This window comes from Pseudomonas oplopanacis (assembly GCF_057128725.1).
Genome location: NZ_JBSKHV010000001.1, coordinates 40,419 through 55,287 on the forward strand (window position 1 = coordinate 40,419; position 14,869 = coordinate 55,287).

Sequence of the window (14,869 nt, forward strand, 5' to 3'; positions counted from 1 at the left end):
AGGTGAAAGGCTATGTACAAAATTCTGATTGCCGACGATCACCCGCTGTTCCGCGAAGCGATTCATAACGTCATCAGCGACGGTTTCCCGGACTCCGAAGTCATGGAAACCGCCGACCTCGACAGTGCCCTGGCCCTGACCCAGGAACACGACGACCTGGACCTGATCCTGCTCGACCTGAACATGCCTGGCATGCATGGGCTCAATGGCTTGATCAACCTGCGCAATGAAGCCCCGACCATTCCGGTGGTGATCGTCTCGGCCGAGCAGGACAAACAGATCGTCCTGCAAGCCATTACCTACGGCGCGGTCGGTTTCATCACCAAGTCGTCCCCGCGCACGCAAATGACCGAGGCCATCCAGCAAATTCTCAATGGCAACGTGTATCTGCCCCCGGACATCATCCGCACCACCCGAACCAACACCCCCCGCCGGATGAACGACACGCCGAGCTTCCCCCCTGAATTGCTCCAGGCCCTGACCCGCAAGCAATTGCAGGTGCTTGAACGCATGACCAAGGGCGAATCGAACAAACAGATCGCCTACACCCTGGAAATCGCCGAGACCACCGTCAAGGCACACGTCTCGGCGATCCTGCGCAAACTCAACGTGCACAACCGGGTGCAGGCGATCCTGAGTGCAGGGGATATTGATTTCGGGTCTTACATGCGGCGTTGAGTCAGCTAGACCGCGTAGCCCCATTCGCGAGCAGGCTCGCTCCCACATTTGATCTGTTTAATGTGGGCGCGAGCCTGCTCGCGAAGAGGCCGGTACAAGCGCCCGTGGAATCAAGGTCGTGCGAGCAAATGACTCATCGCCGTCTTCAGCTTCATCGGCCGCACCGGTTTATGCATCAGGGTGTGGCCCAGTTCGCGGATCTGCTGTTTGAGTTCGTTGCTGTAGTTGGCGGTGATCATCATGGCCGGGATCGGTGATGTACGACAGGCATTGATCCGGGCCACGGCGTCCACGCCGTTCTGATCGTTGTCCAGATGGTAATCGGCGATCAACAGGTCAACCCCCGCGTGGTAGTTGTCCACTTTTCGCGCCAGGTCCTCTTCCGACAGCGCCGTCACCACCCGACAGCCCCAGCCTTCGAGCAAGGTGCGCATGCCGGCGCAAATGGTGGCGTCATTGTCCAGCACCCACACTCTCGCCCCGCGCAGGCGTTCAAGCATCGGTTCGCTCATTTGCAAGGCCGGCAATGGCTTGGGCGCGGTTGCGCTCAACGGCACTTCCACCGAAAACATCGAGCCCCTGCCTGGCCATGAGCGCACATGAATCCGATGCCCGAGGATGCCGGCGATTTTCTCGACAATGGCCAGGCCCAACCCCAGGCCGCGATCCTGATCCGGACGCTGCACGTCACCGCGTTTGAACTCCTGAAAAATCTCCTCCAGGCGGTTGTCGGCGATGCCCATGCCGGTGTCCCAGACCTGGATCAACAACCGCTGATGCAAGCGCCGGCACCCGAGCACCACCCGGCCACTGTAGGTGTAGCGAATCGCATTGCTCAGCAGATTGCGCAGGATACGCGCCAGCAACTGGATGTCACTGCGTACCAGCGCCGAACAGGCAATGAAATGCAGCTCAAGGCCCTCGCTGCGTGCCACCTGAGTGTATTCAGCCGCGAGGTTTTCCAGCAGCTCGCTCAGGGCGAACGGCGCCACATCGGCTTTGATGACCCCGGCATCGAGCTTGGAAATGTCCACCAGCGTGCCCAGCAGGTTCTCCACATCTTCCAGGGAATTACTGACATTACGCACCAGAATCTCGTTGCAGATGGGTTCGCGTCGTTCCAGCAACGCGCTGGTAAACAAGCGGGCGGCGTTTAGCGGTTGCAGCAAATCGTGGCTGACGGCCGCCAGAAATTTGGTCTTTGACAGATTGGCGTGCTCGGCTTCGAGCTTGGCCTCGCGCAAACGTGACTCGACCTCGCGGCGCTCTTCGATTTCACGCAACAACTGATCATTGAGGGTGGTCAGCTCTGCCGTGCGTTCACGCACCCGCAGCTCAAGATTCTGATACGCCTGATGCAGCGCCTCGGCCGTGCGGCGACGCTCGGTGATGTCGCGGATCAACACGAAAATCCCCACCACTTCCCCGGTGGCCAGGCGATTAGGCACGTAGGAGCGCAGCATGTAGCGTTCCTGATTATTGACGTTGGTCTCGGCGAACTCGAACGTCACGCTTTCGCCGGCCAGCGCTCTCGCCACGTAAGACTCCAGACGCTGGTAATGCTGTTCGCTGTGCACTTCGCGCAGGCTTTGGCCGAGCATCACGCCTCGGGGCCAGCAATACCATTCCTCATAGACCTTGTTGGTGAACTCGTACACCAGATCGGCATTGAGGTAGGCGATCAACGCCGGTACATGGTCGGTGATCAGGCGAATCCAGCGCTCGCTTTCACTCAGCGCCTGGGCGTGCTGATAGCGTTCGGTGATGTCGGTGAAGGTGTTGACGAAACCGCCGGTCGGCAACGGGTGCGTGCGGATTTCCAGGACTCGTCCGTCATAGAGGCGTTGCTCGCATTCCTGTACTGGCCGTCCATTGCCATCGTGACTGGCCGGGGTCAGCAGGTTCAATTCACTGTCCACCATCACTTCAGCAAACGGTCGGTGGGCCGCAACCGGCGCCAACCCGCTCAATTCGAGGAAACGCCGGTTCCACAACTCCAGAATGCCCTCGGCGTTGACCATGGCCACACCCTGGGACAGGTTATCGACCGCCCGCTGTAACAAATGCGACTTCTGCGCCACGGCTTGTTCGCGGCGAACGGTTTCACTGAGTTTGACCTCGGTAATGTCGGTGAACAGAATCACCCGCCCACCTTCCTGGGTCGGCCGCTCGCTGACTTGCAGCCAACGCCCGTTCTGCAAGCGATACAGCAGACTCTCGTCGGCATGCCCGCGCGGTTCTTCGGTGAAAAGCCCATTGCTCATCATCAGGCGCTTGACCTCGGTCAGGCGCATGCCCGCGTTGATCCGCACCCGGCTACTGCGCCAGAACGCCTTGAAGCGACTGTTGAACAGGACGATGCGCTGCTCGGCGTCGAACAATACGAAGGCATCGGAAATGCTCTCGATGGCATCGATCAGATGTCGATGCGCGGTCTCGGCGCGCAGGCGGGCCTCGCTGAGCAAATGGTTGCCGGCCTTGAGTTCGGCCATGGCCTGGTTCAAGGCATCGGTGCGCTCACGGACCTGCTCGGCCAGCACCACCGAATGCTGGAACGCCGCGTACGGGTCATTGCCCCGGGTGATGCCCGACTCGATGCGCTCGATCAGCGCCGCGTTGATGCGCTGCAGTTTATGGTTGTCGTGGCGCAGGCTGGCCAGTTCGGTCTGCAGCTCAGCGATGTCCTGGGGCACGGCCGCGGGCAATGGCAACGCCGGTGAAGGTCTGGTTGATGTGCATGCCATTGAACTGTTCTCCGTAGGTGTTGAAACCCATCACCCGTTGCTCGCGCAAAAACGTCCCGATCTCATCGAGACTGCCGTCGACTTCCAGCTCCAGACGCCTGAGAAAACAGTCGCAACCGATGGTCAGCAACAACTCACCCAAGCGTTCCTCCAATCCTTCGAACAGGCTTTTCAGGTTCGGCAGCATGGGCCCCGGGGTCATGGCGGTCAGCACGATGCCATTCTCCACGGCGCAGTAAAAACTCAGGCTCAAGTCCGCGTGCACCTGCTGGATGGCCCGCACGTAATACTGTTCGTTGATCCTCACGGCCAACGGGTGCGCGGCGAAAATCCGGTGATCCAGTTCGTTCACGGGTACGCCGATGAGCCGCGCGTACTCGGCGGCGGCGGGTTCCGCATTGAGTTCATAGACACGGCGCGAGGCGCTGTCGGCCCCGGTGACCACCAGTTTCTCGGCCCGGGGCAGCATGTGGTGGGTGGTGAACACTTCGAAATCCAGCCAGGTGTTGACCAGCACGACGACCGCCGCGCCACTGTGGAACTCGCCGTCGAAGTAGACGTGGGTATGGGTCAGGTAATTGTCGTCGCCAGCGGAACCGCCGAAATGCGGAATGTCGCCCAATGCCGCACTCAAGGCCGCGAGGACCATTTCTTCACGGCTGGACAAACCATCGAGCAGGGTCAGGGCAAAGCTGTTGCCCTTGATCGGTGCCAGGGTGTTACTGCGACAACCGCTGACCAGGCGCTCGACCATCTGCTGCGCATCGATCAGGCTGAAGCGCTCCATCTCGTCGATCAACTCGAGCGCAATGGAAAAGTGCCGGTGATCGAACCCCACTGCCGTCACGCAATTGCGTCCATAGCCCAACGGGGTGATTTCCCCGGCGCTGGTGCAACCCACCAGGCGAATCCCCCCGAAACTGTCTTGCAAGGCTTGACCCAGTGCTTGCAAGTCATACTCCGCGGAACAGAAAAACAGCACGAAGCCCAGATGCGGATGCAGCAATTGACGCGCCAGTTCCTGCGCCACTTGCCGGGCATCGGTGGCCTGGGACATTGCGCTGACGACACCTTCACCCTGGACCTGCTGCATCGTCGCCTCCCGCAGGTGCGTATGGTTGAGCAGGGAGTTTACGAAACCCCTGGCGTGCAACGAATGCTACTTGGGTAGCAGTCAGACGCTTCGATGGGATGAGAGCGGTGGCGGCCCTGGCTGCGATGCGCACAGTCAGGGCCGCCACCGAGGGTTACCAGGTCAACACGGCGCCCACCGCAAAGGTGTCGGTGTCTTCGTTCTGGGCGCTGGTGTCGTGACCGTCGATTTGGAACTGGTTGTATTCGGCCACGAGCTTGAGGTTGTCGTTCACGTCGTGGAACAGCGCAATACCCCGCGTTTCGTAGTCCGCACCACTGCCGACCACCCCATTGCCATCGTCGTTGGTCTTGCCATAGGACAAGGCCAGACGGTTCTTGCCCAGTTTGTAGGAGCCTTGCATCAGGTAGCCGTCACTGTCGACGTTGCGCAAGGTCGGTTCGCCGGCGTTGTTGGTGAAGAACGGATTGATGCCCTTGGCCTGAAACCCGGAACCGGTGAGTGACAACCCGCCCATTTTCGCCTGCACACCATAGCCGACGCCTTTGGACGTCACGGTATTGACCGTGGAATCGGTATTGTCAGAGGTCTGGTAGCTGCCGTTGACCCAGCTGTAGATCTTCGCCCCGGCGACGTCAAACTGATAAGTGATCTCGCTCTCGGTGCGCGGGTTTTCCTGATAGGCCTTGCCCGTCGGACTGCTGTCGTTGGTGTCCACCGGGTCCATGATCCCGACCGCGACGCGCAAACCTTCAATGATCGGTGTGCGGTAGGTAATCTGCGAGGTCGGGAATGGATACGGATAGCCGGTGCCGATGTTGCCGAATGAAACGCCACCGCCATCGACCAACCCCAGGGTGTCGCTGACCTGGCCGTAACCGGCGAGCATTTCATCGAGCAGGATATTGGAGCGGGCGAACAGGCCGAAGTCTTTGCCGATCAGCACCTCGCCCCATTCCGGGTTCGCCACGGTGCCGTAGAACTGCCGCACATCAATGGCGGTGTCGGTGCCGTTGGTTTGACTGTCGTTGATGGTCACCCAGAACGAGGCCCGGGCGCCGAGTTTGAGATCATCAATCTGCTTGCCCATGTTGAAGCCCAGGTAGTTGGGCAGAAACCCCATTTTCACCCGCGCCTGCCGGCGGTCGTATTGATCACCGGCACGGTCGACATTGCTGTTCACGTAAAAGGCGTTGATGTAGCCGTCGGTGGAAAACGTGGTCTGGTCTTTGTCATAGAGCATGATCTCGGCCTCGGCGATCGAGCTCAGGCCAAGAGAGGACAAACTGGCTACGAAGGCAGGTAGCAAGCGGTATTTGACGTTCTTATTGTTGTGCATGGTGCGCTCCGCGACAGGGGACGAGATGTCGGGAGCGATTATCGAAAGGTGACCGGCGGCGCCATACGCTGCGTTGGGCGCGATATTCAAGTGCTTTGGCGTGGCCGGGCAACTACGGCAACAACGGTGTAAGACCGGTCGTCGGCAAGGCCCGGAACTTGAGGTGTACACCTGTGGACCCGACTGGGGGTCACAAGCATCGTTGTTGCCTAGACGCCGGCCCTGAACAGCATGAAAGCGGCGATCACAATGCAGACGCTGGCGAAGCCGATTTGCAACGCTCGCGCCGGCACATGGGCGCACAACTTGCGGCCGATGACCATGCCGACAATGCTGGCGACGATGAAACTCGCGCCGAGGCTGTCGATGCGCACACCGGCGTGAAACGCGCCGACCACCCCGATCGCGGAAATCAGGCTGATCACCATCAAGGAGGTGGCAATGATCCCGCGCATCTGCACGTCAGTCAGTTGCTTGAACGCCGGGACAATCAGAAAACCACCCCCCACGCCCAGAAGCCCGGACACCACCCCCGTCACCGCGCCGAGTGCCGCCAGCGTCGCGGTGCATTTGGCGGTCCAGGAAAAGCGCCCGGTCTGCTGATCGAGCATGCAGTTTTTTTGCCCCCAGTTGGCGTGGCCGTGATCGCTTGGCCCCTCGTCCTTACGCTCACGGCGCAGCATCCGCCAGGCGACCATGACCATCAGCAGGCTGAACAGAATCATCAGGATTTTTTCCGGCAACTGATGGGCAAAGTAAATGCCCACCGGGGAAAACACCGCGCCAAGCAGCGCGATCAGCATCGCCGCTCGATACCGCACCAAGCCATGGCGCAAGCCGTCAATCGCCCCGACCGCCGCCGCACTCCCGACCGCAAACAAGGCGACGGGCGCTGCCTGGGTCATGGTCAAACCCAGCCCCAGTACCAGGGCCGGTACCGCAAGAATCCCGCCACCCGCCCCGGTCAAACCGAGGACCAGGCCCATGACCACCCCAAAAAAACTCGCCAGCAACATAAAGCACTCGTGATCTGCACAAAAAAGGCCGGGAACGCCCGGTATCGATGTTTGACAGGATAGAGCCCGCGCAGATTTTTTCATCAAATGAATTGATGCGGTGCTGGCCAATGCAGGGAGAATGAATCTACCCTCAGTGCTTGTTCAGATAGAAATATTCACCATGCCTGCCTTGATTGAAGCTTTCCTCGACCCTGCCTCGTCGACCTACAGCTACGTGATCTACGAAGCCGATGGCGGCCAGTGCGCCATCGTCGACCCGGTGCTGGACTACGATCCTGCGGCCGGCAGAACGTGCACTGTTCAGCCCGACAAAATCATCGCCTTTGTTCGCGAACATCAGTTGCAGGTGCAATGGCTACTGGAAACCCATGCCCATGCCGATCACTTGTCTGCCGCGCCTTATCTGCGTCGCGAGCTGGGTGGCAAGATCGCGATCGGGCAGTCGATCAGCAAGGTTCAGGGAGTGTTCAAAGGCCTGTTCAACCTTGAGCCGGAATTTCGCGTTGACGGTTCGCAGTTCGATCATCTGTTCGCGCCGGACGAGTCGTTCATGATCGGCAATCTCAAGGCCACCGCCCTGCATGTGCCTGGCCACACGCCGGCGGACATGGCCTACCTGATTGATGGTGAGCAGATCCTGGTGGGCGACACGCTGTTCATGCCCGATGTGGGTACCGCGCGTTGCGATTTTCCGGGCGGCAACGCCAATCAGCTGTTTGCCTCGATTCGCAAACTGCTGGCGTTCCCGGCCAGCGTGAATTTGTACGTCTGCCACGATTACCCGCCCGAAGGCCGGGAATCCCAGTGCATGTCTACCGTCGGCGAACAACGCAAAAGCAACATTCACGTGCATGACGGCATTGATGAGGCGGCGTTTGTCGACATGCGCACCCGACGCGATGCCGGGTTGGGCATGCCAAACCTGTTACTGCCAGCGATTCAGGTAAATGTACGGGCCGGGAATTTGCCACCGGCCGAGAGTAACGGCGTGACCTACCTGAAAATCCCTATCAACAAACTGTAAACGCTCCCACAGGGGTTTCGGTTAGCTCGAGAGGGTCAAGCCATTGGCCGGCAACGGCAGTGCGGTTTTGTAGCGCACCTGCTTGAGGGCGAAGCTCGAACGGATGTTCGCCACGCCGGGGACTTTGGTGAGGAAGTCCATCATGAAGCGCTCCAGCGACTGAATGGTCGGCACCAATACCCGAATCAAGTAATCCGGGTCGCCGGCCATCAAATAGCACTCCATCACTTCCGGGCGATCCGAGATCGCTTCCTCGAAATGCTGCAACGCCTCTTCCACCTGTTTCTCCAGGCTCACATGAATGAACACGTTCACGTGCAGCCCCAGCAGGTCGGCATCCAGCAGCGTCACTTGCTCGCGAATCAGGCCCAATTCTTCCATCGCCTTGACCCGGTTGAAGCACGGCGTGGGCGACAGGTTGACCGAGCGTGCGAGGTCGGCGTTGGTGATGCGCGCGTTCTCCTGAAGGCTGTTCAAAATGCCGATATCGGTACGGTCCAGTTTGCGCATGAGACAAAACCACCTGTTTTTTGTGTTTATGCAGATTTTTTATCCTCAAATGATCGCCAGCGCAACGAAACAGAGATAAATATTCTTCTTCGCCGGGCCTATGATTGTTGTAGGACAAGATTTCTTCCACAGAAGAATGACGGTCAGCTCACTACAAGAAATTCACAAGATCGAGCGTAGAAGCCATGAACCAAGCGTACGAACCGCTGCACCTGCACGTTCCCGAACCTTCGGGCCGTCCTGGCTGCAAAACCGACTTCTCCTACCTGCGTCTGACCGACGCCGGCACGGTGCGCAAACCCCCAATCGACGTTGAACCGGCCGACACCGCCGACCTGGCCAAGGGCCTGATTCGCGTGCTCGACGACCAGGGCAATGCCCTCGGTCCGTGGGCTGAAGGCGTACCGGTCGAGATCCTGCGTAAAGGCATGCGCGCCATGCTCAAGACGCGGATCTACGACAACCGCATGGTGGTCGCCCAGCGTCAGAAAAAAATGTCGTTCTACATGCAGAGCCTCGGCGAAGAAGCCATTGGCACGGGTCAGGCCCTGGCCTTGAACATCGACGACATGTGTTTCCCGACTTACCGCCAGCAAAGCATCCTGATGGCCCGCGACGTTCCGTTGGTCGGCCTGATCTGCCAACTGTTGTCCAACGAGCGCGATCCGCTCAAGGGTCGTCAGTTGCCAATCATGTATTCGGTCAAGGACGCCGGTTTCTTCACCATTTCCGGCAACCTCGCGACCCAGTTCGTCCAGGCAGTAGGCTGGGGCATGGCCTCGGCGATCAAGGGCGACACCAAAATCGCCTCGGCCTGGATCGGCGACGGCGCCACCGCTGAATCCGACTTCCACACCGCTCTCACCTTCGCCCACGTCTACCGTGCACCGGTGATCCTCAACGTGGTGAACAACCAATGGGCGATCTCCACCTTCCAGGCCATTGCCGGTGGTGAAGCCACTACGTTTGCCGGTCGTGGCGTCGGCTGCGGCATTGCCTCCCTGCGGGTCGATGGCAACGATTTCGTCGCGGTCTACGCCGCCTCTGCCTGGGCCGCCGAACGTGCGCGCCGCAACCTCGGCCCGACCATGATCGAGTGGGTCACTTACCGTGCCGGTCCACACTCCACCTCCGACGATCCGTCCAAGTACCGTCCTGCCGACGACTGGAGCTACTTCCCGTTGGGCGACCCGATTGCGCGCCTCAAGCAGCACCTGATCAAGATCGGTCACTGGTCCGAAGAGGAACACACCGCCGTCAGCGCCGAGCTCGAAGCCGAAGTCATCGCCGCGCAGAAAGAAGCCGAACAGTACGGCACCCTCGCCGGCGGCCAGATTCCAAGCGCCGCGACCATGTTCGAAGACGTCTACAAAGAGATGCCGGAGCACTTGAAGCGCCAGCGTCAAGAGTTGGGGATCTGACATGAACGACCACAACAATAATATCGAGCTGGAAACCGCCATGACCACGACCACCATGACCATGATCCAGGCCCTGCGCTCGGCCATGGATGTGATGCTTGAGCGTGACGACAACGTCGTGGTGTTCGGCCAGGACGTGGGCTACTTCGGCGGCGTGTTCCGTTGCACCGAAGGCCTGCAGGCCAAGTACGGCACCTCCCGCGTGTTCGACGCACCGATCTCCGAAAGCGGAATCGTCGGTGCCGCCGTGGGCATGGGCGCCTATGGCCTGCGCCCGGTCGCCGAGATCCAGTTCGCCGACTACGTGTATCCGGCGTCGGACCAGATCATTTCCGAAGCCGCCCGCCTGCGTTATCGCTCGGCCGGCGAGTTCACCGCCCCGATGACCCTGCGCATGCCTTGCGGCGGCGGCATCTACGGTGGCCAGACCCACAGCCAGAGCATCGAGGCGATGTTCACTCAGGTCTGCGGCCTGCGCACGGTCATGCCGTCCAACCCGTACGACGCCAAAGGCCTGCTGATTGCCTCCATCGAAAACGATGACCCGGTGATCTTCCTCGAGCCAAAACGCCTGTACAACGGCCCGTTCGACGGTCATCACGACCGCCCGGTAACCCCGTGGTCGAAACACCCGGCCGCCCAGGTGCCGGACGGTTACTACACCGTGCCGCTGGACGTCGCTGCCATCGCCCGTCCTGGCAAGGACGTGACCATCCTGACTTACGGCACCACGGTTTACGTGTCGCAAGTTGCTGCTGAAGAAACCGGTATCGACGCTGAAGTCATCGACCTGCGCAGCCTGTGGCCGCTGGACCTGGAGACCATCGTCAAGTCGGTGAAGAAAACCGGCCGTTGCGTGATCGTTCACGAAGCGACCCGCACGTGTGGCTTCGGTGCCGAACTGGTCGCCCTGGTGCAAGAGCACTGCTTCCACTACCTGGAAGCGCCTATCGAACGCGTCACCGGTTGGGACACTCCCTACCCGCACGCACAAGAGTGGGCGTATTTCCCTGGTCCGTCCCGAGTGGGCGCGGCTTTGCATCGGGTTATGGAGGTCTGAATGGGCACGCACGTTATTAAAATGCCGGACATTGGTGAAGGCATTGCAGAAGTTGAATTGTCGGTATGGCACGTCAAGGTCGGCGACCTGGTCGTCGAAGATCAGGTGCTGGCCGATGTGATGACCGACAAGGCGATGGTCGACATCCCTTCGCCGGTCCACGGCAAGGTGATTGCGCTGGGCGGTGTGCCGGGCGAAGTCATGGCGGTGGGCAGCATCCTGATCAGCATTGAAGTGGAAGGCGCGGGGAACGTTAAAGAGTCGACGCAGCCTGCTCCAGTCAAAGAAGCGCCGGTTGCAGCACCTAAAGTAGAAGCCGTGGCGCAAAGCAAACCGGCCGCAGCCGCAGCCGCAGCGCCGCGAGCTGACGTTTGCCAGGGTCCGATGGTAGCCCGCGAGGCCGACGACCGTCCGCTGGCCTCCCCGGCCGTGCGCAAACACGCACTGGACCTCGGCATTCAATTGCGTCTGGTGCGTGGCAGCGGCCCTGCCGGTCGCGTGCTGCACGAAGACCTCGACGCCTACCTGGCGCAAGGTCAGTCGAATGCATCGACCGTGTCCTCCGCTTACGCCCAGCGTAACGACGAAGAACAAATCCCGGTCATCGGCATGCGCCGCAAGATCGCCCAGCGCATGCAGGACGCCACCCAGCGTGCTGCACACTTCAGTTACGTCGAAGAAATCGACGTCACCGCCGTCGAAGAATTGCGCGCGCACCTGAACGAAAAACACGGTGCCACCCGTGGCAAGCTGACCTTGCTGCCGTTCCTGGTCCGTGCCCTGGTCGTTGCCCTGCGTGACTTCCCGCAGATCAACGCCCGTTACGACGACGAAGCCCAGGTCATCACCCGCCTCGGCGCGGTGCATGTGGGCATCGCCACCCAGGCCGACATCGGCTTGATGGTGCCGGTGGTGCGTCACGCCGAAGCCCGCAGCCTGTGGGACAACGCCAGCGAAATCTCCCGTTTGGCCACGGCTGCACGCAATGGCAAGGCAGCCCGCGATGAGTTGTCCGGTTCGAGCATCACCCTGACCAGCCTCGGTGCGTTGGGCGGCATCGTCAGCACCCCGGTGCTGAACCTGCCGGAAGTGGCCATCGTCGGCGTCAACAAAATCGTCGAACGCCCGATGGTGGTCAAAGGCCAGATCGTGATTCGCAAGATGATGAACCTCTCCAGCTCCTTCGATCACCGCGTGGTCGATGGCATGGACGCGGCGCAATTCATTCAGGCCGTTCGTGGCCTGCTCGAACAACCCGCCACCCTGTTTGTGGACTGATTTTTGTTGGAGAGCAGCATGCAAACTTTGAACACCACACTATTGATCATCGGCGGCGGCCCTGGCGGTTATGTCACGGCAATCCGTGCCGGCCAGCTGGGCATCTCGACCATTCTGGTGGAAGGCGAATCCCTCGGTGGCACTTGCCTGAACATCGGCTGTATTCCGTCGAAAGCGCTGATTCACGTCGCCGAGCAGTTTCATCAAACGCAACACCACAGCCAGCATTCGGCCTTGGGCATCAGCGTTTCGGCGCCCACCCTCGACATCAGCAAAAGCGTCGAGTGGAAAGACGGTATCGTTGATCGCCTGACCACCGGCGTCGCGGCATTGCTGAAGAAGAACAAGGTTCAGGTCATTCAAGGCTGGGCCAAGATCGTCGACGGCAAAACCGTCGACGTCGGCGACACACGCATTCAGTGCGAGCACCTGGTGCTGGCGACCGGATCGAAAAGCGTGAACCTGCCGATGCTGCCGATTGGCGGCCCGATCATCTCCTCCACCGAAGCCTTGGCGCCGACCTCCGTGCCGAAGCGGCTGACGGTGGTCGGTGGCGGTTACATTGGTCTGGAACTGGGGATTGCCTATCGCAAGCTCGGCGCCGACGTCAGCGTGGTCGAGGCACAGGAACGCATCCTGCCGGCGTACGACGCCGAGCTGACCCAGCCGGTCCACGACGAACTGAAAAAACTCGGCGTGAAGCTTTACTTGAAGCATAGCGTCCAAGGCTTTGATTCTTCGAGTAACTCCCTGCAAGTATTGGCTCCGGATGGCGACACCCTGAACCTCGAAACCGATCAGGTATTGGTAGCCGTCGGCCGCAAACCGAACACTCAGGGCTGGAACCTCGAAGCGCTGAACCTGGCCATGAATGGCTCGGCGATCAAGATTGATAATCGCTGCCAGACCAGCATGCGCAATGTGTACGCCATCGGCGACTTGAGCGGTGAACCGATGCTCGCGCACCGGGCCATGGCTCAGGGCGAGATGGTGGCCGAACTGATCAGCGGTAAAACTCGCGAGTTCAACCCTACCGCCATCGCCGCCGTGTGCTTTACCGACCCGGAATTGGTGGTGGTCGGCCAGACCCCGGACGAAGCCAAGGCCGCCGGCCTGGACTGCATCGTTTCAAGCTTCCCGTTCGCGGCCAATGGCCGGGCGATGACGCTGGAATCGAAAAGCGGCTTCGTGCGGGTGGTCGCTCGTCGGGACAATCATGTGATTGTCGGCTGGCAAGCGGTGGGTGTCGGGGTGTCCGAACTGTCCACGGCATTCGCGCAAAGCCTGGAAATGGGCGCGCGGCTGGAAGACATCGGCGGCACCATCCATGCGCATCCAACGCTGGGCGAGGCTGTGCAGGAAGCGGCGTTGCGTGCTCTCGGTCACGCTCTGCACCTGTAACTAGCGCATTTGATGGCGGCAGTGATTGCCTCTTCGCGAGCAGGCTCGCTCCCACACTGGATTTGTGGCGTTCACATAACCCTGTGGGAGCGAGCCTGCTCGCGAATCTCAAGGACAACACAATTTATCTGTCAGTCATCCGATAGTCCGGGCTGCGAAATGGGTCCGGAATGAAGTATTGTTGTCCCCATCCAAAAAACGTCAGAAGCCTTGAACCGTTTCGGCGGTTGTTCAGTGATAGAGGGTGTCATGGGTAACGAAAGCATCAATTGGGACAAGCTGGGTTTTGACTACATCAAGACAGACAAGCGTTTCTTGTCGTACTGGCGCAATGGCGAGTGGGACAAAGGCACCCTGACCGAAGACAACGTGCTGCACATCAGCGAAGGCTCCACCGCCCTTCACTATGGCCAGCAATGCTTCGAAGGCATGAAGGCCTATCGTTGCAAGGACGGCTCGATCAACCTGTTCCGCCCGGACCAGAACGCCCTGCGCATGCAGCGCAGCTGTGCACGCCTGCTGATGCCGTTCGTGGAAACCGAGCAGTTCATCGAAGCCTGTAAAGCAGTGGTCCGCGCCAACGAGCGTTTCATCCCGCCTTACGGCACCGGCGGCGCGCTGTACCTGCGTCCGTTCGTGATCGGCGTGGGTGACAACATCGGCGTGCGTACCGCCCCCGAGTTCATCTTCTCGATCTTCTGCATCCCGGTCGGCGCCTACTTCAAGGGCGGCCTGACCCCGCACAACTTCCTGATCTCCAGCTTCGACCGTGCAGCCCCACAAGGCACCGGCGCGGCCAAGGTCGGTGGCAACTACGCCGCCAGCCTGATGCCAGGTTCCCAGGCCAAGAAGGCACACTACGCCGACTGCATCTACCTGGACCCGATGACCCACACCAAGATCGAAGAAGTCGGCTCGGCCAACTTCTTCGGGATCACCCACGACAACAAGTTCGTCACCCCGAACTCGCCGTCGGTCCTGCCAGGCATCACCCGCCTGTCGCTGATCGAGCTGGCCAAATCGCGTCTGGGCATGGAAGTGATCGAAGGTGACGTGCTCATCGACAAGCTCTCCGACTTCAAGGAAGCCGGCGCTTGCGGTACCGCGGCCGTGATCACGCCGATCGGTGGCATCAGCTACAACGACCACCTGCACGTGTTCCACAGCGAAACCGAAGTCGGCCCTGTTACCCAGAAGCTCTACAAAGAGCTGACCGGTGTACAGACGGGCGACGTCGAAGCGCCAGCGGGCTGGATCGTCAAGGTTTGATCTGACGCTACTGTACGCTTGAGCTTAAGCAAA

General features: G+C 60.3%; 12 protein-coding genes. 7 read left to right on the forward strand and 5 right to left on the reverse strand.

Going from position 1 to position 14,869, the window contains the following annotated elements; translation table 11 throughout:
• Positions 1-12 precede the first annotated feature (12 nt).
• Positions 13-678 carry a response regulator gene (locus ACWKV5_RS00195; protein WP_483839628.1) on the forward strand — a complete coding sequence of 222 codons (666 nt, stop codon included), beginning with the start codon at positions 13-15 and terminating at the stop codon, positions 676-678.
• Between the two features lie 110 nt (positions 679-788).
• On the opposite strand, the gene nahK is transcribed toward ACWKV5_RS00195, so the two are convergent.
• The 4 genes from nahK to ACWKV5_RS00215 form a co-directional block, all read right to left on the reverse strand.
• Positions 789-3,422, reverse strand: coding sequence for a hybrid sensor histidine kinase/response regulator NahK/ErcS' (gene nahK / locus ACWKV5_RS00200; RefSeq protein WP_483839629.1), 2,634 nt, complete (start codon positions 3,420-3,422; stop codon positions 789-791).
• On the reverse strand, positions 3,352-4,515 hold the full coding sequence (gene nosP / locus ACWKV5_RS00205; RefSeq protein WP_483839630.1) for a nitric oxide-sensing protein NosP: 1,164 nt from the start codon (positions 4,513-4,515) through the stop codon (positions 3,352-3,354). The genes nahK and nosP overlap by 71 nt, the downstream gene beginning before the upstream one ends.
• A gap of 154 nt (positions 4,516-4,669) precedes the next feature.
• Positions 4,670-5,854 carry a porin gene (locus ACWKV5_RS00210; protein WP_483839631.1) on the reverse strand — a complete coding sequence of 395 codons (1,185 nt, stop codon included), beginning with the start codon at positions 5,852-5,854 and terminating at the stop codon, positions 4,670-4,672.
• Positions 5,855-6,063: 209 nt separating this feature from the next.
• Positions 6,064-6,870, reverse strand: coding sequence for a sulfite exporter TauE/SafE family protein (locus ACWKV5_RS00215; protein WP_483839632.1), 807 nt, complete (start codon positions 6,868-6,870; stop codon positions 6,064-6,066).
• A gap of 163 nt (positions 6,871-7,033) precedes the next feature.
• Between ACWKV5_RS00215 and ACWKV5_RS00220 the strand changes: the two genes are divergently transcribed.
• Positions 7,034-7,897, forward strand: a complete 864-nt coding sequence (locus ACWKV5_RS00220) for an MBL fold metallo-hydrolase (RefSeq protein ID WP_483839633.1) — start codon at positions 7,034-7,036, stop codon at positions 7,895-7,897.
• 21 nt (positions 7,898-7,918) lie between these two features.
• Here the strand turns inward: ACWKV5_RS00220 and bkdR are convergent, their stop codons facing one another.
• On the reverse strand, positions 7,919-8,407 hold the full coding sequence (bkdR, locus tag ACWKV5_RS00225) for a Bkd operon transcriptional regulator BkdR (protein ID WP_027923281.1): 489 nt from the start codon (positions 8,405-8,407) through the stop codon (positions 7,919-7,921).
• A 185-nt stretch (positions 8,408-8,592) separates the two neighbouring features.
• Here bkdR and ACWKV5_RS00230 point away from each other — a divergent pair, with 185 nt between their 5' ends.
• The 5 genes from ACWKV5_RS00230 (at position 8,593) to ACWKV5_RS00250 (ending at position 14,836) form a co-directional block, all read left to right on the forward strand.
• Entirely contained in the window at positions 8,593-9,828 is a 1,236-nt protein-coding gene (locus tag ACWKV5_RS00230; protein WP_483839634.1) for a thiamine pyrophosphate-dependent enzyme, read from the forward strand.
• Position 9,829: 1 nt separating this feature from the next.
• Positions 9,830-10,888 carry an alpha-ketoacid dehydrogenase subunit beta gene (locus ACWKV5_RS00235; protein WP_123435708.1) on the forward strand — a complete coding sequence of 353 codons (1,059 nt, stop codon included), beginning with the start codon at positions 9,830-9,832 and terminating at the stop codon, positions 10,886-10,888.
• Positions 10,889-12,166: a dihydrolipoamide acetyltransferase family protein gene (locus ACWKV5_RS00240; RefSeq protein ID WP_483839635.1), complete on the forward strand. Its 1,278-nt coding sequence runs from the start codon at positions 10,889-10,891 to the stop codon at positions 12,164-12,166.
• A gap of 18 nt (positions 12,167-12,184) precedes the next feature.
• The gene (lpdA, locus tag ACWKV5_RS00245) at positions 12,185-13,567 is read left to right on the forward strand and encodes a dihydrolipoyl dehydrogenase (protein WP_483839636.1); all 1,383 of its coding nucleotides are present in this window, start codon (positions 12,185-12,187) and stop codon (positions 13,565-13,567) included.
• A gap of 249 nt (positions 13,568-13,816) precedes the next feature.
• Positions 13,817-14,836, forward strand: a complete 1,020-nt coding sequence (locus ACWKV5_RS00250; protein WP_483839637.1) for a branched-chain amino acid aminotransferase — start codon at positions 13,817-13,819, stop codon at positions 14,834-14,836.
• The last annotated feature ends 33 nt before the right edge of the window (positions 14,837-14,869 follow it).